Origin of the sequence: Streptomyces odontomachicola (assembly GCF_039605595.1) — a bacterium.
GTDB lineage: Bacteria > Actinomycetota > Actinomycetes > Streptomycetales > Streptomycetaceae > Streptomyces.
Map to the genome: position 1 here is coordinate 37,805 of NZ_JBCFOK010000022.1, position 17,094 is coordinate 54,898.

18 protein-coding genes are annotated in these 17,094 nt (G+C 73.5%); 10 read left to right on the forward strand and 8 right to left on the reverse strand.

Annotation, left to right across the window (positions count from 1 at the left end; all coding sequences use genetic code 11):
* The first annotated feature begins 71 nt into the window (after positions 1–71).
* The 5 genes from aroH (at position 72) to der (ending at position 4,827) form a co-directional block, all read left to right on the forward strand.
* Positions 72–434, forward strand: coding sequence for a chorismate mutase (gene aroH / locus ABEE00_RS31570; RefSeq protein WP_345749186.1), 363 nt, complete (start codon positions 72–74; stop codon positions 432–434).
* Between the two features lie 132 nt (positions 435–566).
* The gene (locus tag ABEE00_RS31575) at positions 567–1,655 is read left to right on the forward strand and encodes a prephenate dehydrogenase (protein ID WP_345749187.1); all 1,089 of its coding nucleotides are present in this window, start codon (positions 567–569) and stop codon (positions 1,653–1,655) included.
* 195 nt (positions 1,656–1,850) lie between these two features.
* A complete protein-coding gene (gene cmk / locus ABEE00_RS31580) occupies positions 1,851–2,561 on the forward strand; it encodes a (d)CMP kinase (protein WP_345749250.1) in 711 nt (236 codons plus the stop codon).
* Complete coding sequence (locus ABEE00_RS31585; RefSeq protein ID WP_345749188.1) at positions 2,558–3,229, forward strand: lysophospholipid acyltransferase family protein; 672 nt, start codon at positions 2,558–2,560, stop codon at positions 3,227–3,229. The genes cmk and ABEE00_RS31585 overlap by 4 nt, the downstream gene beginning before the upstream one ends.
* 128 nt (positions 3,230–3,357) lie before the next feature.
* On the forward strand, positions 3,358–4,827 hold the full coding sequence (der, locus tag ABEE00_RS31590) for a ribosome biogenesis GTPase Der (protein WP_345749189.1): 1,470 nt from the start codon (positions 3,358–3,360) through the stop codon (positions 4,825–4,827).
* Between the two features lie 140 nt (positions 4,828–4,967).
* Here der and ABEE00_RS31595 read toward each other — a convergent pair whose 3' ends face one another.
* Entirely contained in the window at positions 4,968–5,234 is a 267-nt protein-coding gene (locus tag ABEE00_RS31595) for a hypothetical protein (RefSeq protein WP_345749190.1), read from the reverse strand.
* 167 nt (positions 5,235–5,401) lie between these two features.
* Entirely contained in the window at positions 5,402–6,232 is an 831-nt protein-coding gene (locus ABEE00_RS31600; RefSeq protein WP_345749251.1) for a hypothetical protein, read from the reverse strand.
* A 471-nt stretch (positions 6,233–6,703) separates the two neighbouring features.
* Here ABEE00_RS31600 and ABEE00_RS31605 point away from each other — a divergent pair, with 471 nt between their 5' ends.
* On the forward strand, positions 6,704–7,351 hold the full coding sequence (locus tag ABEE00_RS31605) for a LysM peptidoglycan-binding domain-containing protein (RefSeq protein ID WP_451918711.1): 648 nt from the start codon (positions 6,704–6,706) through the stop codon (positions 7,349–7,351).
* Between the two features lie 96 nt (positions 7,352–7,447).
* On the opposite strand, the gene ABEE00_RS31610 is transcribed toward ABEE00_RS31605, so the two are convergent.
* From ABEE00_RS31610 to ABEE00_RS31620, 3 genes are read right to left on the reverse strand one after another with little or no spacing between them, the layout of a single operon-like run.
* Entirely contained in the window at positions 7,448–8,104 is a 657-nt protein-coding gene (locus ABEE00_RS31610) for an ATP-binding cassette domain-containing protein (RefSeq protein WP_345749192.1), read from the reverse strand.
* A complete protein-coding gene (locus tag ABEE00_RS31615; RefSeq protein ID WP_345749193.1) occupies positions 8,101–10,575 on the reverse strand; it encodes an ABC transporter permease subunit in 2,475 nt (824 codons plus the stop codon). The genes ABEE00_RS31610 and ABEE00_RS31615 overlap by 4 nt, the downstream gene beginning before the upstream one ends.
* Positions 10,576–10,578: 3 nt before the next feature.
* Positions 10,579–11,028: a hypothetical protein gene (locus tag ABEE00_RS31620; protein WP_345749194.1), complete on the reverse strand. Its 450-nt coding sequence runs from the start codon at positions 11,026–11,028 to the stop codon at positions 10,579–10,581.
* Between the two features lie 105 nt (positions 11,029–11,133).
* Between ABEE00_RS31620 and ABEE00_RS31625 the strand changes: the two genes are divergently transcribed.
* The 4 genes from ABEE00_RS31625 (at position 11,134) to ABEE00_RS31640 (ending at position 14,649) form a co-directional block, all read left to right on the forward strand.
* Positions 11,134–11,661: an MTB12 C-terminal domain-containing protein gene (locus ABEE00_RS31625; protein WP_345749195.1), complete on the forward strand. Its 528-nt coding sequence runs from the start codon at positions 11,134–11,136 to the stop codon at positions 11,659–11,661.
* The gene (locus ABEE00_RS31630; protein ID WP_345749196.1) at positions 11,655–12,950 is read left to right on the forward strand and encodes an ABC transporter substrate-binding protein; all 1,296 of its coding nucleotides are present in this window, start codon (positions 11,655–11,657) and stop codon (positions 12,948–12,950) included. The genes ABEE00_RS31625 and ABEE00_RS31630 overlap by 7 nt, the downstream gene beginning before the upstream one ends.
* 439 nt (positions 12,951–13,389) lie before the next feature.
* Positions 13,390–14,433 carry a hypothetical protein gene (locus ABEE00_RS31635; protein ID WP_345749197.1) on the forward strand — a complete coding sequence of 348 codons (1,044 nt, stop codon included), beginning with the start codon at positions 13,390–13,392 and terminating at the stop codon, positions 14,431–14,433.
* 45 nt (positions 14,434–14,478) lie between these two features.
* On the forward strand, positions 14,479–14,649 hold the full coding sequence (locus ABEE00_RS31640) for a hydrophobic protein (protein ID WP_345749198.1): 171 nt from the start codon (positions 14,479–14,481) through the stop codon (positions 14,647–14,649).
* Between the two features lie 69 nt (positions 14,650–14,718).
* Here ABEE00_RS31640 and ctaD read toward each other — a convergent pair whose 3' ends face one another.
* From ctaD to ABEE00_RS31655, 3 genes are all read right to left on the reverse strand, one after another.
* Entirely contained in the window at positions 14,719–16,467 is a 1,749-nt protein-coding gene (gene ctaD / locus ABEE00_RS31645) for an aa3-type cytochrome oxidase subunit I (RefSeq protein WP_345749199.1), read from the reverse strand.
* Between the two features lie 74 nt (positions 16,468–16,541).
* Positions 16,542–16,844, reverse strand: a complete 303-nt coding sequence (locus ABEE00_RS31650) for a gas vesicle protein K (protein ID WP_345749200.1) — start codon at positions 16,842–16,844, stop codon at positions 16,542–16,544.
* Positions 16,841–17,044, reverse strand: coding sequence for a gas vesicle protein (locus ABEE00_RS31655; RefSeq protein WP_345749252.1), 204 nt, complete (start codon positions 17,042–17,044; stop codon positions 16,841–16,843). The genes ABEE00_RS31650 and ABEE00_RS31655 overlap by 4 nt, the downstream gene beginning before the upstream one ends.
* Between the last annotated feature and the right edge of the window lie 50 nt (positions 17,045–17,094).

The following is a 17,094-nucleotide window of genomic DNA, read 5'->3' on the forward strand; positions in this document are numbered from 1 at the left end:
GCCGCCCGCACGCCCGGGGCCGCGCGGATCTACGCTGGTCAGGTACGCGGACGGAACGGAGGAACGGGCACGTGGCGGTACGAGCGGTACGCGGAGCCGTGCAGTTGGAGCGCGACGACGCCGGGCACATGGACGAACGGGTCGCCGAGCTGATGACGGCGGTGCTGGAGCGCAACGCGCTCACCTCCGACGACCTGATCAGCGTGTGGTTCACGGCCACTCCGGATCTGCACAGCGACTTCCCCGCGGCGGCGGCGCGCAAGCTGGGCATCGTGGACGTCCCGCTGATCTGCGCGCAGGAGCTGGACATCCAGGGCGCCATGCCCCGGGTCGTCCGCATCCTCGCGCACGTCGAGTCGGAGCTGCCCAAGTCCGACATCAGCCACGTGTATCTGGGGGAAGCGGCCACGCTCCGCAAGGACATCGCCCAGTAGGGGAAGCTCAGTAGGGGAAGCCCCGTACGGGAAACCCGCCAGGGAAACCCCGGAAGGGAAGCCCCGGAAGCCCCTTGAGGCGCGCCCCTCAGGGCCCGCCCCGCCATCGCCCAGCTAAGGACATCGACCGGCATGCGTACCGCGCTCGTCATCGGCACCGGACTCATCGGCACCTCGGCCGCCCTCGCGCTCACCGGGCGCGGCGTGCGGGTGCACCTCCGCGACCACGACACGGAGCGCGCCCGCACCGCGGCCTCGCTCGGCGCGGGAACCCAGGAGGAGCCCGAGGACACCGTCGACCTGGCCGTGGTGGCGGTGCCCCCGGCGCACATCGCGGAGACCGTCGACCTGGTGCGCCGCCAGGGGCTGGCCCGCGGCTGCATCGACGTGGGCAGCGTCAAGGGCGGCCCGCGCCGCGAGCTGGCGGAGCTGGGCGGCGACCTCAGCGGCTACCTGGGCACCCACCCCATGTCGGGGCGGGAGCAGAACGGGCCGCTCGCCGCGACCGCCGACCTCTTCGAGGGCCGCCCCTGGGTGCTGACCCCGACGCCCGAGACCGACACCGAGGTGCTCAACCTGGCGCTGGAGCTCATCGCGCTCTGCCGCGCCGTGCCGGTGATCATGGACGCGGACGCCCACGACAGGGCCGTCGCGCTGGTCTCGCACACACCGCAGCTCGTCTCCAGCCTGGTGGCCGCGCGGCTTGAGGGCGCCGACGAGACCTCGGTACGGCTGTGCGGCCAGGGCATCCGCGATGTGACCAGGATCGCGGCCTCCGACCCGGCGATGTGGGTGGAGATCCTCTCCGCCAACCCGGGGCCCGTCGCCGACATCCTGGACGGCGTCGCGGGGGATCTGGATGAGACCGTACGGGCGCTGCGCGCGCTGGAGTCCTCGGACGAGGAGAAGAAGAGCGACGGCGCGGGCGGCATCGGGCGGGTGCTGCGCCGCGGCAACGCCGGGCGGGCCAGGGTGCCGGGCAAGCACGGCCAGGCGCCGGCCGCGTACGCCACCGTCGCTGTGCTGATCGGCGACCGCCCCGGCGAGCTGGCCCGGATCTTCGCGGACGCGGGCGCGGCCGGGGTGAACATCGAGGACGTGCGCATCGAGCACGCGACGGGGCAGCAGGCGGGCCACGTGCAGCTCATGGTCGAGCAGTCCGCCGTGCAGGTGCTCAAGAGCGCTCTGCGGGAGCGGGGCTGGACGATGCGGCAGGAGTGAGCCGCGGGGCCGTGCCGCGAGGGCCGCCCCGCGGGGCCGTGCCGTGTGGGCCGGGCGGGCGCGGTTGGTCCGTGCGAAGCCCGTCGGGATACGGTCCCGGCAGCCGGTAGCCTTGTGCGAGGCGTTTTTCGCCCACCGCCCAGCGCCGCGCAGCACCGCCCGTGATTCGAGAAAGGTCACCACACCGTGTCAGCAGTGATTGTCGCCATCGACGGCCCCTCCGGCACGGGCAAGTCCAGCACCTCCAAGGCGGTCGCGGCCAAGCTGGGGCTCAGCTACCTGGACACCGGCGCGCAGTACCGCGCGATCACCTGGTGGATGCTGAGCAACGGCGTGGACGTGAACGACGCGGACGCGGTCGCCGCCGCTGCGGGCAAGCCCACCATCGTCTCCGGCACCGACCCCGAGGCCCCGGCCATCTCCGCCGACGGCCAGGACGCCTCGGGCCCGATCCGTACCCAGGAGGTCACCTCCGCGGTGAGCGCCGTGAGCGCGGTGCCCGAGGTGCGCAGCCGGATCACCGAGCTCCAGCGGAGCATCGCCGCCGAGGCGCCGCAGGGCATCGTCGTCGAGGGCCGGGACATCGGCACCACCGTGCTGCCCGACGCCGACCTCAAGATCTTCCTCACCGCCTCCCCCGAGGCCCGCGCGGCCCGCCGCTCCGGCGAGCTCAAGGGCAAGGAGGCCACCGACATGGCCGCCACCCGCGCCGCACTGGAGCAGCGCGACAAGGCCGACTCCAGCCGCAAGACCTCGCCGCTCAAGCAGGCCGGGGACGCGACCGAGGTGGACACCACCGAGCTGACCCTGGAGCAGGTCATCGAGTGCGTGGTCACCCTCGTGGAGAAGGCCCGCGCGGAGAAGGCCGGAGAGCCGCAGGAGGCCGGGCAGGTGGCGGCGGAGTGACCGGCGATGGCTCCCTGCCCAGCGCGCGGGGCGCCGCCGTGGGGCGCCGCATCGGCATCGGCCTGATGCAGGGCCTGTGGAGGCCGCGGGTGCTGGGGGACTGGCGGATGCCCTCCTCGGGGCCCGTGATCCTCGCGGTGAACCACTCGCACGCCGTGGACGGCCCCATGCTCATGGGCACCGCGCCGCGGCCCGTGCACTTCCTCATCAAGAAGGAGGCCTTCGTCGGGCCGCTCGACCCCTTCCTGCAGGGCATCGGCCAGGTGAAGGTCGACCGGGAGAGCACCGACAGGCAGGCCGTGACCGACGCGCTGGGCGTGCTCCGGAACGGCGGCGTGCTCGGCATCTTCCCCGAAGGCACCCGGGGCGAGGGCGACTTCGCCTCGCTGCGTTCGGGGCTCGCGTACTTCGCCGTCCGCTCGGGCGCCCCCGTGGTGCCCGTCGCGGTGCTCGGCAGCAACGACCGCAGGAGCCGCCTGGTGCCGGGCGTGCCGCCGCTGCGCGGCCGCGTGGACCTGGTCTTCGGCGACCCCTTCGAGGCCGGCGACGGCTCGGGGCGGCGTACGAGGTCGGCGCTGGACGAGGCCACGGTGCGCATCCAGAAGCGGCTGGCCGGGCACCTGGCCGACGCGCGGCGCCTCACCGGGCGCGAGGACGCTCCGGGCTGAGTCCGGAGACTCGACACCGCAGACTTGAAGCAGCGGCCGTACGGAGAGAGGCCCACGGGCACTCCGTACGGCGGCGGACCACCTGAACGACAGCGACGGGGACGCTACGTCTCCGCGAGGAGAACCCAGTGAACGACCAGACACACTCCGGCGACGACGGGCACGAGCACGGCGAGCTCGGCGACGCCGAGTACGCGGAGTTCATGGAGCTCGCCGCGGAGGAGGGCTTCGACCCGGACGAGGTGGAGGGCGCGCTCGGCGACGCCGGGCACGGCCCGCTGCCGGTGCTCGCGGTCGTGGGCCGCCCCAACGTCGGCAAGTCCACCCTGGTGAACCGCATCATCCGGCGCCGCGAGGCGGTCGTCGAGGACCGCCCGGGCGTCACCCGCGACCGGGTCACCTACGAGGCCGAGTGGGCCGGGCGCCGCTTCAAGATCGTCGACACCGGCGGCTGGGAGATCGACGTGCTCGGCATGGACGCGGCCGTCGCCGCGCAGGCCGAGTACGCGGTGGAGGCGGCCGACGCCGTGGTCTTCGTGGTGGACGCGATGGTCGGCGCGACGGACTCCGACGAGGCCGTGGTCAAGATGCTGCGCCGGGCGGGCAAGCCGGTCGTGCTGTGCGCCAACAAGGTGGACGGCCCCTCGGCCGAGGCCGAGGCCGCGTACCTGTGGTCGCTGGGCCTCGGCGAGCCCTACCCGGTCTCCGCGCTGCACGGCCGCGGCACCGGCGACATGCTCGACGCCGTCCTGGAGGTGCTGCCCGAGGCGCCGGAGCAGACCTTCGGCACCGTGCTGGGCGGCCCGCGCCGGGTGGCCCTCGTCGGGCGCCCGAACGTCGGCAAGTCCTCGCTGCTGAACAAGCTCGCCAAGGAGGACCGCGTCGTCGTCGACGACACCGCGGGCACCACCCGCGACCCGGTCGACGAGCTGGTCGAACTCGGCGGCAAGACCTGGAAGTTCGTGGACACCGCGGGCATCCGCAAGCGCGTGCACCTCCAGGAGGGCGCCGACTACTACGCCTCGCTGCGTACGGCGGCCGCGCTGGAGAAGGCCGAGGTCGCCGTCGTCCTGATCGACGTGAGCGAGTCGATCAGCGTGCAGGACCTGCGCATCATCACCACCGCCGTGGAGGCGGGCCGCGCGCTGGTCCTCGCCTACAACAAGTGGGACACGATGGACGAGGAGCGCCGCTACTACCTGGAGCGGGAGATCGAGCGCGACCTCGTGCAGGTGCGGTGGGCCCCGCGGGTCAACATCTCGGCGCGTACGGGACGGCACATGGAGAAGCTGGTCCCCGCGATCGAGACGGCCCTCGCGGGCTGGGAGACCCGGGTGCCGACGGGCCGTCTGAACTCGTTCCTCGGCGAGCTGGTGGCCTCCCACCCGCACCCCGTGCGCGGCGGCAAGCAGCCCCGCATCCTCTTCGGCACCCAGGCGGGGACCCGGCCGCCGCGGTTCGTGCTCTTCGCCTCCGGCTTCCTGGAGGCGGGCTACCGCCGCTTCGTGGAGCGGCGCCTGCGCGAGGAGTTCGGCTTCGAGGGCACCCCGATCCACATGAGCGTGCGGGTGCGGGAGAAGCGCGGCAAGAAGAAGTGAGACCGCGCCCCGCGCCCGGCTGGGGGTGCGGGGGTCGTCCCCCGCTGATTCGCAGCATGAGCGTGCGGGTGCGGGAGAAGCGCGGGAAGAAGAAGTGAGAGAGAAGAACTGAGAAGGCGCCCGGTGAGCCGGGCGCCTTTTTAGTATCCGTACGAATGTCCGTCGCGCTGGCCCGGGGGCCGGGCCGCCGGCAGTGCGGCGGGGCGGCGCTGCTCGGGGGGCTGCCAGGCGCTGTGCGACCAGTGCGCGTTGCCGTCCCACTGGCCGATCCCCGTGCCGTGCACCGTGCCGAACCCCTCGAACCTCAGCTCCTCCTCCCCGCTGCGGTCCCCGGGCAGTGCGCGGAAGAGCCGTCGGTACTCCGCGTACAGCGAGTCGTAGATCGGGGTGCCGGAGTCGCCGGGCATCCTGCCGTGGTTGAGGAACGGGTTGTGAGCGTGGGGAGGTTCGTAGGGTTGCACAATCCTGACAACGATCCCGCCGCCCGGCGGGTGCGGGGCCGGGCGGCGAATGACCTGATCGCAGGTGTGCGCGGGGCGCCATCCGGGGAGTCCCGGGGGCGCCCCGCGGGGGCTCAGGTGCCCGCGAGCGGCATGGCGGCGGCGACCAGCACGCCGCGCTCGGCCGCGCCGTCCAGCGCCTCGCGCAGCAGGTCCTCGCGGGGCTGCTTGCCGATGGAGCCGGCGGGGGCGGCGTAGACGAGGACGGTGCTGTTCTTGTTCGCCGTGGTGCGCCACTCGTCGGTGACCGGGAGCGGCTGGTGCGCCTGCCACCAGGCGACCGGCTGGGTGCTGCCCTCGGTCGGCGGCTGGAGGATCGCGTGCAGCCGCCCGGTGGCCAGCAGCACCGACCAGCCCGGCAGCATCCCGGGCACCTTGCCGGTGTCGGTGACCGGCATGAAGCCCTGCTCGATGAGGAGCGGGAGGAAGTCGTCGCCGGGCCCGTCGGAGCCGGGGCGGACGATCGCGCCGGTGGGCTCGACGACCAGCGCGGCGTGCAGCGCGTCGTCGATCAGCACCTGGCCGCAGGTGATGCCGAGCACCGCCTGGCGGGGCGCGGGCTGCGGTCCCTCGTCGGCGCCGGCGGCGCCCGCCGGCGCCTGCTGCTGCGGCGCGGCGGCGCCGCCCTCGGCCGACTCGTTTCCGGTGATGTACCGCACTGCGCCCTGGAGTTGCTCCTCGGAGACCGTCACGACCTGCGAGGGGATGCAGGTGGCGTGGGCGAAGGCGAGCACCGCCGTCTCTTCGCCGACGAAGAGCACGGTGCTGGTCTGCTGCTGCCCTGTGTCGCCCTGGGTGCGGCACGAGGTGCAGTCGTAGCTGCCGGGGGCGTTCTCTCCGGCGAGCAGCCGGTCGGCTTCTTCGTCGCCGATCTCGGCACGTACGTCGTCGCTGACATCGAGCATGGGGGACACGGGGGCTCCTGGCTTTCGGGTCTTGTCCGTAGGGACAACGGGCGATCTGTGGCAGCGGTCACGCGGGAGGGCTCCGGGAATCACGGGCTCGACCGCACAGGGTGAACTCCGCGCCGAAATTCGTGACGCTTCGTGAAACCGTGCGCAGGGCATGGAAGTTGGCCCCGTGACCTGAGTCACAGATCGGTACGGAAGTGGGGTGAGATATAGCGATATCACCCGTGTTAGTGGGTGACCGAAAATCGTCGTTAAGCCGGGTAACCGGCAACTGGCCAGGAACGACGGTGTTCCGGTTGATAGCGGGGCGAGAGGGTCCATACATTCCGCGGCGGTGCAAGGAGCACCACCCGGAGGAGCGGGGAACGGAACGCCGGCGTCCGATGCCGGCGCTCACCCGCTACGGGGGAGCAGGCGGGCCGAACCAGGGCCCGCCGTAAGGGACTTCCGGGTTCGTGGAGAGGGATTCCTTTGTCCATACGTCGTGTCACGGCAGCGCTCGCAGGCGCCGGAATCGCCGCGCCGCTCGCGCTCCTCGCCGCCACCGCCCCCGCGGCCCAGGCGGCGCCGAACGACGGGGTGTGGGACCGCATCGCGCAGTGCGAGAGCGGTGGGAACTGGAGCACCAACACCGGCAACGGCTACCACGGCGGACTGCAGTTCTCCGCCAGCACCTGGCGTGCGTACGGCGGTGGTGCGTACGCGCCGACAGCGGCGGGCGCCAGCAAGTCGCAGCAGATCGAGATCGCGGGCAAGGTGCAGCGCGCGCAGGGCTGGGGCGCCTGGCCCACGTGCTCGGCGAAGGCGGGCGCGAGTGGTTCGGCCCCCGCTGCCGCGCCGCAGGCACCCGCGCAGCGGCACGTGCACAAGCCCGTACAGCGGACGCAGCGGGCACAACCCGCGCAGCCCGCACAGCAGCCGGTGGAGCCCCGTACCTTCACACGGGCCGACCGCGGGCAGAGCCGCGGTGACTACACGGTGCGCAGCGGAGACACGCTGGGCTCCATCGCCGCGGCGCACGGCACCAGCGTGAGCGCCGTCTTCGCGGCCAACCGCGCCGTCATCGGCGGCAATCCGGACCTCATCCTGCCGGGCCAGCAGCTGAACCTGTGACCCGCAGGGCGACCCGCGCACCGAGCCCCGTCCGGCCCACAGGCCGGGCGGGGCCCGCGCGTGTGCGGGGACTCGGCGCGCGCGGGACCCCCGAGCTCAGCGGGGCGCGCCGCGCTCGGCCGGCTCGCCGCTGAACGCGACCGTGCCGCGCCGGAGTCGGTGCACGAGGGTGACGGCCTCGGCGAGCTCCGGAGTCAGCCGCTGCTCGGCGAGCAGCACCGTGCGGCCCCCGCGCGCCGCCTCGGCCAGCAGCGCGCAGGCGCGGGCCGCCGTGGCGGGGGACATGCCCTGGGTGGGCTCGTCCAGCAGCAGCACCGTGGCGGGCGAGAGCAGGGCCCGGGTGAGGGCCAGCATGCGCTGCTCGCCGCCGGAGAGGGTGGCGGCCGTACGCGGCAGCAGCGCCGCCAGCTCCGGGAACGGCAGGCCGGGGAGGGGCCCGCGGTGTACGAGGCGGAGCTGCTCCCCGACGGTGAGGGTGCCGAACACGCTGCCCCGGTCCGGCACGTACGCCAGCCCTCGACGGGCGCGTGCGGGGGCCGGCAGGCGGGTGACGTCGGCGCCGCGCCACAGGACCCTGCCGGAGGAGAGCCGCACCGTTCCCGCGAGGGCGCGCAGCACGGTGGTGCGGCCCGAGCCGTTCTCGCCGAGGAGTGCGGTGACGCGTTCCGCGGGCACCAGGAGACCGGCGCCGTGCAGGGCCTCCAGCGGGCCGTAGCGCACCCGGGCCCCGCACAGGGCGAGTTCGACGGTCATCGCGCGGGCTCCGGGCGCTGCGGCGGGCTCAGTGTGTGCACGGCGTCCGCCAGTTCCTCGACCAGCGCGGGGTCGTGCTCGATCAGCAGGATCGCCATGCCGTCGGCCGCCAGGGCCCGCAGCACCCGCGCCAGTTCGGCGCTCTCCGCCGGATCGAGGCCCGCCGTGGGCTCGTCCAGCAGGAGGGTGTGCGGGCGCGTGGCGAGGGCGCGCGCGATCTCGACCCGGCGCAGCGCGGCGGTCGGCAGCCCGTGCGCGAGGGTGCCGGCGAGGTGGTCGATGGCCAGGAGGCGCAGGGCGCTGTGTGCGGCGGGTGGGATGTGGCCGGTTTCCTTCCGTATGGGGGAGCCGCGGCCCCTCGCGCCCTGTTCGGCGCCGAGCACGACGTTCTCCGCCACGGTCAGCGAGGGGAACACGGCGAGCTGCTGGAAGGTGCGCGCGACCCCGAGGCGGGTGCGGGTGTGCGGGGCGAGCCGGGTGATGTCGCGCCCACCGAGCAGTACGCGGCCCGAGCGGGGGGCGAGGGTGCCGGCCAGGCAGTGGAACAGGGTGCTCTTGCCGCTGCCGTTGGGCCCCGTGAGGGCGGTGACGGCGCCGTGGGGGACGGTCAGGTCGATGCCGCTGAACACGGTGTGGCCGTCGTAGGCGGCGGTGAGGCCGCTCGCCCTGAGCGTGCCGTGCTGCGGGGCCCGAGCCTTTGGAGGGGGACGGGTTGAGCGCGCTGTGGCCGGTGTCGCGTACCGCCGGGGTGCCGTGCCGTCGCGGCGTACGAGGGGAGTGCGTACGAGGGAAGCGCGGGTGAGGGGCGCGCGGATCAGGTCGTCCAGCGGGGGGAGCCGTCCCGCCGCCAGGGCCAGGAGGCCGATCACCGCCGCCGACCAGCCCGCGCGCGGGCCCGCGTCGAGCCCGACCACCAGGGCCGCGGCGGCCAGCGCGCCGGTCACCGTGTCCGAGCCGAGCACGAACAGGGCCGCGAACCACAGGAGTCCGCGCACCGGGTCGAAGGCGCCGGGGTCGAAGGCCCGTACCCCCATCGTCAGCATGCCGCCGCCCAGCGCGGCCAGCGCGGCGCCGGTCACGAAGGCCGCCAGCTTGACCGTGGGGACGGCCACTCCGGCGGCGGCAGCGGCCCGTTCGTCGTCGCGCACGGCCTTCAGCGCGCGGCCCGAGCGGCCGCGGCGCAGCGCCGCGACGGCGCCGGCGGCCAGCGCCAGCAGGACGAGTTCCAGCGCGTAGTAGGCGCGGTCCTGCGCGAACCCGGCGGGTCTGTCGGGCAGCACGTCCCACGGGCGCTCCAGTACGAAGCGGCTGACCGCGAGCGAGATGGCCAGGGTGGTGAGGGCGAGCGCCAGGCCCTGGCGGCGCCAGCCCGTCAACAGGCCGAGCGGCGCCGCCAGCAGGGCGCTGAGCCCGAGCGCGACGAGCCCCGGCATGTGCGCGGAGAGCAGGGCCGTGCCGAGTGCGCCGAGCCCCGCGTACGCGGCCTGGCCCAGCGAGATCTGGCCCGAGAGCACCACCAGGGACAGCAGGATCACCGCGAGCGCGGGCACCTGCACCGCGGTGTGCAGGTCGCTGCCCGCGAGGCCCAGCGGGAGCAGGAAGAGCACCGCGGCGATCAGCGGCACGGGCGAGCGGCCGCGCGGCGCGGCGCGAACGGAGGGCGGCAGTCCGGCCGTCGAGGGGAAGACCAGCGCGGCCGCCAGCAGCGCGAGCGCGAAGAGGTTGGCGCTCAGGTCCGGCTGTACCCGGGTGAGGTGGCTCTGCGCGACCCCGATGAGCAGGGCCGCGCCGACCGCGACCGGAACGCTGCGCAGCCGGGCCGCGACGGCGACCGCCATCACCTCCATGACCAGCAGGGGAAGCCCGTACGGGTCGAGGCGGAGCCGCGGGGCCAGCAGGACGCCGCTGAGCCCGGCCGTGCAGGCGCCGAAGGCCCATCCTGCCGCGGCCACCCGCTCGGCGCGGATGCCGGAGAGCCCGGCGAGCGTGCGGTCGTCGACCACCGCGCGCAGCTCCCGGCCGAAGCGCGTCCAGCGGGTGACGGCTGCCACGGCGGCCGCCAGCGCGAGGACCGTGCCGAGCTGTATCCACGGCCCGCCGGGCAGCAGCCGCGGCGCGTCGGCCCGCGCGCCGGTGCCCCACACCAGGGTGGCGACGCCGGTGAGCAGGACGAACACGCCGACCGTGGCGACCAGGGCGTGCACGCCGGTGAGGTGCCTGAACACCGCGTAGTACAGGGCGAGTCCGAGCGCCGGGGCGAACAGCAGCAGGGTGCAGAGGGCGGCGAGCGGCAGGGGCCAGTGCCATTCCACGGTGAGCTGCCGCAGCATGTACGCGCAGATCATGGCCAGGGCGCCGTGCGCCAGGTTGAGCACCCCGGTGGCGCGGTAGGTGACGATCAGGCCGATGCCGGTGAGGGCCGCCGCGCCGCCGATGGCGAGCCCGGCGAGGGTGAGTTCGTAGGCGAGCACGGCTCAGCCGCCGGCCGTCGGGGCGCCGCCCGGTTCGCACACCGGACAGGGTTCGGCGGCGCTCGCGGCGGGTTCCGTCTCCTTGCCGTCCAGCAGGGGGCAGTCGGGGCGGTGCGCGAGCCGCCCGCCGGGTACGGAGAGCGGCGGGTCCTCGGAGGAGGGGAGGGTGGGGCGTACGTCGATGGGGGTGCTGCGGCCGTCCGTTGAACCGTCGGCCCCTCCGCGTAATCGCCCTGCCCACAACCCGTGCAGCTCCCGCGCCTCGCGCCCCGGGCCCGGTGCCGTCAGCAGCAGTGCGCCGGCCACCAGCAGCGCGGCCCCGGGAACGGTGCAGGACGCGAGGTAGGGGATCTGGCGCTCGGCGAAGCGCTCGCCCGAGACCCCGTACCAGCCGACCGCGCACAGCAGCGCGCCCGCCGTGAGCGCGGCCCACCCCGCAAGCCAGGTCCTCATCCCCGTGACCCCCCGCGTCGCCCCGTGGCTCCCCGGTGCCTGTGCACGGCACGCGTTGAGGGGCACTATGCCGTGACAAGGCCGATAGCAGAAGGGGTGGGGCATATGGGCCGAGGGGGCTGGTCCCTGCTGGTGGCCGCCGCGCTGCTGGTGCCGGTCGCCGGGTGCGGCGATCCGGGCGAGGACCGGGAGAAGGCGCCGCAGCCCACGCGGACCGAGCAGGAGACGCCGCGGCCGACGCGGACCGCTTCGCCGCCGGCCGGCGAGCCGGCCGACCCGAAGGCGGCCGAGGCGGAGGTGCGCAGGAACTGGCAGCGGTTCTTCGATCCGGATGTCTCCAACGACGAGAAGGCGAAGGTGCTGGAGAACGGGGAGCAGCTCAAGCTCCTCCTGGAGGCGTTCAACGGCGACCAGCGCGGGCGCCAGGTGCGCGCGAAGGTGCAGCACGTCTCCTTCACCTCGGCCGAGGACGCCGACGTGGACTACGCGCTGACCCTCAAGGGCGCCACCGCGCTGCCCGGCGCCAAGGGCACCTCCGTCGAACAGGGCGGCGTGTGGAAGGTGTCGGTCAAGTCGCTCTGCGCGCTGGTGCGGATGAGCGGCACCAATGTGCCCAAGGCGCCCGGGTGTTAGTGCCCCGCAGGGTGCTCGGCTGCCTGCTGGCCGCGCTGCTGCTCGCGCTCGCGGCGTGCGGAAGCCGGGTCCCGGAGCGGGAGTTCGAGGACAGGCGAGGGCAGAGCGGCCCGGCGGCCGAGCCCTTGAAGGTCGGCATCATCACCAGCGCGACCAGCCCCGTCGGCGGGGACGCCTTCACCGGGCCGCGGGACGGCGCGCAGGCGTACTTCACGATGCTGAACCGCCAAGGCGGCCTGCGCGGCCGTCCGGTGCGGGTCCTCACCTGCGACGACGGCGGCAGCGGCGTGGGCAGCAACACGTGTGTGCAGCGGCTGGTGGAGCGCGACAAGGTGTTCGCGCTCGTCGCGGGCGCGAGCCTGGACTACGCGGGCGCCCCGCGGGTGTCCGCCGCCGGGGTCCCGGACATCGGGGGCCAGCCCATCGGCGCGGCGTACGACACCTACCCGCACCTGTACGGCATCTACGGGAGCTGGGCGCCGCGCGACGGCAGGCCGGGATGGGACGGGAAGCTGTACGGCGGGACGGAGGTCTACCGGTACTTCAAGCGCGAGCACGGCGCGCGCACCGCAGCAGTCGTCGCGTACAACCAGGCGGCCTCCGCCTCCTACGCCAGACTGGTGACCCGCGGACTGCGCGCCGAGGGGTACAAGGTCATCCCGCTGACCGCCGACTTCGCGCTGCCGGACTTCGCCGCGCTGGCGGCCCGGATGCGCGAGCGCCGCGCCGATCTGGTCTTCGACGCGCTGGACACGCACGGCAACGCGCAGCTCTGCGAGGCCATGGACGCGGCCGGGGTGCGGCCCACCGCGAAGGTGACCAACGTGCAGAACTGGAACGCGGCCGTCCCCGGCGACTACAAGCGCGCACCGCGCTGCCGCAACGCGCTCTGGGCCACCGGCAGCAGCCGCAACTACCAGGACACCGGGCACCCTGCCGTGCGCGAGTTCCGCCGCGAGATGGCGCGGCAGCACAGGACGGGCGCGCACGGCGAGCGGCTGTCCCAGTGGCAGCTGGAGGGCTGGGCGGCGGCGCGCTGGCTGCGCGATGCGGCATATGCGTGCCGGGAGTTGACGCGCGCATGTGTGGAGCGCTATGTGGAGCGCAGGAAGCCCTACACCGCGCACGGGCTGCTCCTGCCCGTGTCCTACGAGCGGCACAGGGAGCCGCCGCGCGAACGCCGTACCTGCCTGTCCGTGGCGCGCTGGCGTGACGGGCGGGGATGGGTCACCCAGGGCGAGATGACCCGCACCTGCTTCACCGTCCCGCAGCTCGGCTACCGGCCCTGAGCGGGGTCTGTGAACGGACGGCCGGGCCGCGGAGTTCCCCGATCCGCCTCACGATGTCCCAACACTTCGGGAACAAGGTGGTGATAGTCCCCAACCTTTAACGGGACGACCTGGTCCAACAGGGTGGCAGGCGGACAGAGAGGGCTGGCCGCGAAGTACCGTTGGACACGGGTGAAATGCATATTTCTTTTCTGAACAGCGATGGACACCCGATCGGAGGCACATACCGGACGGCCGGCGCCACCGCGCGAGCGCACGCCCAGCGCCCGTGGCACGCCGGAGCACCGCACACCGTGTACCAGGAGGGGGCGCGCCGCGGCCCGGAGCCGCACGGCGCGCACCACGAGGCACCGCCGGGCAGCGCGTTCGCCGACGGTGCCGACCCCGCCGGGCAGCAGATGTCCGGCACCTGCCACACCGCGCCCCTTGGAGCTCGAGCATGACCACCCGGGCCACCACCGAGAGCACTCCGCCGACGCCGGCGGAGACCGTGCCGCACCGCGGCGCCCTGCGGCACGGCAGGGGCCTGCCGCCGCAACCTGCCCAGGACACCGCCCAGTTGCCCGTCGCCGACTGCACGGCCGACGGCGCGGGCGGGCTGACCTTCGACGTACGGCTGCCGGAGCCCGCGCACGAGATTCCGCCCGCCGTGCGCGCCCGCGCGCTGGAGAACGCCGCCGTCCTGCTCGTGCGGCGCGGCACGGACCCGCTGGACAACGGCGACGGAACGGTACGCCTGCCGCTCACCCCCGTCGCGCCCGGCGGACCGCTGCGCGCCGCGCTGCCCAGCACGATGTCGCTGCCCGAGGGCCGCTGGGACGCCTATCTGGAGGGCGGCTGCCTGGACGGCGCGGCGGGCGACGAGGGCCCGCAGCGGATGCGGCACGGCGCGCACGACCTGCGCTCGCTGACCGGACGCACCCCGCGGCACGGGCGCACCTGGCTGGGTGTGCGGATACCGTACGCGGCCGTCGACGGGCACCTCACGGTGCGCGCCTGGCTGCGCTGGCCGCACGCGGAGGCCGGCGAACTCCACGCCGACGAGGACGGTTTCGTGCTGGAGGGCCGGCTGTACGGGGCCGAGCTCGGCGCCGAGGCGGCCCTGGTGGCCCAGCTCCGCGATCCGGCCGGGGCGCGCGAGCCCGCGCGGGTGACCGTGCCGGTGAGCCGGGTGGAGGACGAATCGGGGGCGGAGGGCGCCGCGTTCACCGTTCGGCTGCGGTACGCGGACCTGGCGGGGCACGCGGCGCTGCCCTGGCGGCTGCTGCTCGCGACCGGCGGCGACGGGGACGGCGGCACCGAGGAGGCGCAGCCGGTGCGCATCGCGCGGATACTCGACGACGTGGCCGACAAGGAGCACACCTACGTCTACGCGCCGGGCCGAGTGGGCGACGGTGCCGATGCGTTGACCGTGCAGCCCTGTTACACGGCGGACAACGACCTGGCGCTGCGGGTGGCAGAGGGAGCCGCAGGAACGGTGTGAACCGCCGCCTCCTGGCTACCCGGTGGGCTGGAGGTGTTCTGAGCGATGGTTCCCATTCTGCTGGTACTGCTGCTGGCACTGATCCTGTTCGGCGCGGGCTTCGCGCTGAAGGCGCTGTGGTGGATCGCCCTCGCCGTCCTGGTGATCTGGCTGGTCGGCTTCCTGGCGCGCGGCACGGCCGCCGGAGGCGGCAGGGCGCGCTGGTACCGCTGGTGAGACGGCGGCCGGGGGCGCCGCCTGCGGTCAGGAGGCGCCCCCGGCCCGGAGCTTGGAGGAGGGCCCGGCTCAGTCCGGGCCCTCCGTCGTGTCAGGACCGGCCGCTTCCGGGGCCGGCGGGGCCTCCCGGGCGCCCTCGCGCCGCAGGCTCGCCTCGTACTGGGCCTCGTACGCCACCACTTCGGGGTGGTGCAGGTCGAAGGCCGGGGACTCGGAGCGGATGCGCGGCAGGGTCACGAAGTTGTGCCGCGGCGGCGGGCACGAGGTGGCCCACTCCAGCGAGCGGCCGAAGCCCCAGGGGTCCTCGGTCTCCACCCGCTTCCCGTACTTGGCGGTCTTCCAGACGTTGTAGAGGAACGGCAGCGTGGACAGGCCCAGCAGGAAGGCGCCGATCGAGGACAGCGTGTTGAGCGCGGTGAAGCCGTCGGCGGCCAGGTAGTCCGCGTACCGCCGGGGCATGCCCTCGACGCCCAGCCAGTGCTGGACCAGGAAGGTCAGGTGGAATCCCACGAAGAGGGCCCAGAAGTGGATCTTCCCGAGCCGCTCGTCCAGCATCTTGCCGGTGAACTTCGGCCACCAGAAGTAGAAGCCGGCGAACATCGCGAACACCACCGTGCCGAACACCACGTAGTGGAAGTGCGCCACCACGAAGTAGGTGTCGGACACGTGGAAGTCCAGCGGCGGGGAGGCGAGGATCACGCCGGTCAGGCCGCCGAACAGGAAGCTCACGAGGAAGCCGATGGCCCACAGCATCGGCGTCTCGAAGGAGAGCGAGCCGCGCCACATGGTGCCGATCCAGTTGAAGAACTTCACACCCGTCGGCACCGCGATCAGGAACGACATGAAGGAGAAGAACGGCAGCAGCACCCCGCCCGTGGTGAACATGTGGTGCGCCCACACCACCAGCGACAGCCCGGTGATGGCCATCGTGGCGCCGATCAGCATCACATAGCCGAAGATCGGCTTCCGGGAGAAGACCGGGATGATCTCGGTGATGATGCCGAAGAACGGCAGCGCGATGATGTAGACCTCCGGATGCCCGAAGAACCAGAACAGGTGCTGCCACAGCAGCGATCCGCCGCTGGACGCCTCGAACACCACTGCCCCGAACCGCCGGTCCGCCTCCAGGCACAGCAGCGCCGCCGCCAGTACGGGGAAGGCCACCAGCACCAGGATCGAGGTGAACAGGGTGTTCCAGGTGAACACCGGCATCCGGAACATCGTCATCCCCGGCGCGCGCATCCCGATGATGGTGGTCAGGAAGTTGACCGAGCCCAGGATGGTGCCGAACCCGGAGAGCGCCAGGCCCATGATCCACATGTCCGCGCCGACGCCGGGGGAGCGGGTCAGCGAGTTGAGCGGCGCGTAGGCGAACCAGCCGAAGGCCGCGGGCCCTCCCGGCACCATCAGGCTGGCCAGCACGATCACGCCGCCGAACAGGAACAGCCAGTAGGAGAGCATGTTCAGCCGCGGGAAGGCCACGTCGGGCGAGCCGATCTGCAGCGGCATGATCTCGTTGGCGAAGCCCGCGAACATCGGGGTGGCGAACAGCAGCAGCATGATCGTGCCGTGCAGCGTGAACGCCTGGTTGAACTCCTGGTTGGTCATCAACTGCATGCCGGGCCGCGCGAGTTCGGCCCGCATCAGCAGCGCCATCACGCCGCCCACCAGGAAGAAGCCGAACGCCGTGACCAGGTAGAGGTGCCCGATCTTCTTGTGGTCCGTGGTGGTCAGCCAGTCCACGACCAGCCGGCCTGGCTGCCGCGGACGCCCCGCGGGGTATCCCTGGGAGGTCACGTCTGCGGTGTGCGTCGCCATACGGTGCCCCTTCGCCGCGCTGCGGTACGGGAGGTGCGTGGGCCGTGCGGACCAACCGCCCAATGATGCTGCCCTCAGTCGCGCGGCAGCAATGGGCCGAGCGGCCCGAGATCCAGGTTGAGTTCCGAGGGGTCGATTCCGTAGCGCTCGCACAGCTCGTCCATGCGCTCGGCGAGCAGCATGAGGGTCAGGCCGATCCGCTCCTCCTGGTCCTCGCTCAGGTCTCCCTGGTCGACGCGGCGCAGCGCCTGCCGCTCCATCAGCTGCCGCAGCAGCTCGACGACGGTGAGCACCAGGCGCATCAGGTCGTGCTCGACGGTGTCCCGGTCCAGCTCCACGGTGCGGGAGCGGGGGGAGCGGTGCGCGTTCTCGGTCATGGCTCGTGCTCCTCCGGTGCGGGAGCGGTGGGCGGTACGGGAGCGTCCGGAAAGGGCGAGGGCACCCGGTCGTTCACCGAGCTGATCAGCGCGCGCAGGTCGATGCGCACCAGGTCCACGTCGGCGATGCGCAGCGTCAGGTCGCCGGCGACGACGGCGCCGCCCGCCAGCAGCCTGTCGAGCAGGTCGACCAGCGCGATCTGCCGCTGCGCGAGCGGCCGTCGGTGATCGGGTACGTGGTCCGGCGCGT

Coding starts and splice junctions, on each gene's coding strand:
- ABEE00_RS31575 (WP_345749187.1), top strand. CDS start 567: ATGCGTACCGCGCTCGTCATCGGCACCGGACTCATCGGCACCTCGGCC.
- ABEE00_RS31595 (WP_345749190.1), bottom strand. CDS start 5,234: ATGCCCGGCGACTCCGGCACCCCGATCTACGACTCGCTGTACGCGGAG.
- ABEE00_RS31600 (WP_345749251.1), bottom strand. CDS start 6,232: ATGCTCGATGTCAGCGACGACGTACGTGCCGAGATCGGCGACGAAGAA.
- ABEE00_RS31610 (WP_345749192.1), bottom strand. CDS start 8,104: ATGACCGTCGAACTCGCCCTGTGCGGGGCCCGGGTGCGCTACGGCCCG.
- ABEE00_RS31620 (WP_345749194.1), bottom strand. CDS start 11,028: ATGAGGACCTGGCTTGCGGGGTGGGCCGCGCTCACGGCGGGCGCGCTG.
- ABEE00_RS31625 (WP_345749195.1), top strand. CDS start 11,134: ATGGGCCGAGGGGGCTGGTCCCTGCTGGTGGCCGCCGCGCTGCTGGTG.
- ABEE00_RS31635 (WP_345749197.1), top strand. CDS start 13,390: ATGACCACCCGGGCCACCACCGAGAGCACTCCGCCGACGCCGGCGGAG.
- ABEE00_RS31640 (WP_345749198.1), top strand. CDS start 14,479: ATGGTTCCCATTCTGCTGGTACTGCTGCTGGCACTGATCCTGTTCGGC.
- ctaD (WP_345749199.1), bottom strand. CDS start 16,467: ATGGCGACGCACACCGCAGACGTGACCTCCCAGGGATACCCCGCGGGG.
- ABEE00_RS31650 (WP_345749200.1), bottom strand. CDS start 16,844: ATGACCGAGAACGCGCACCGCTCCCCCCGCTCCCGCACCGTGGAGCTG.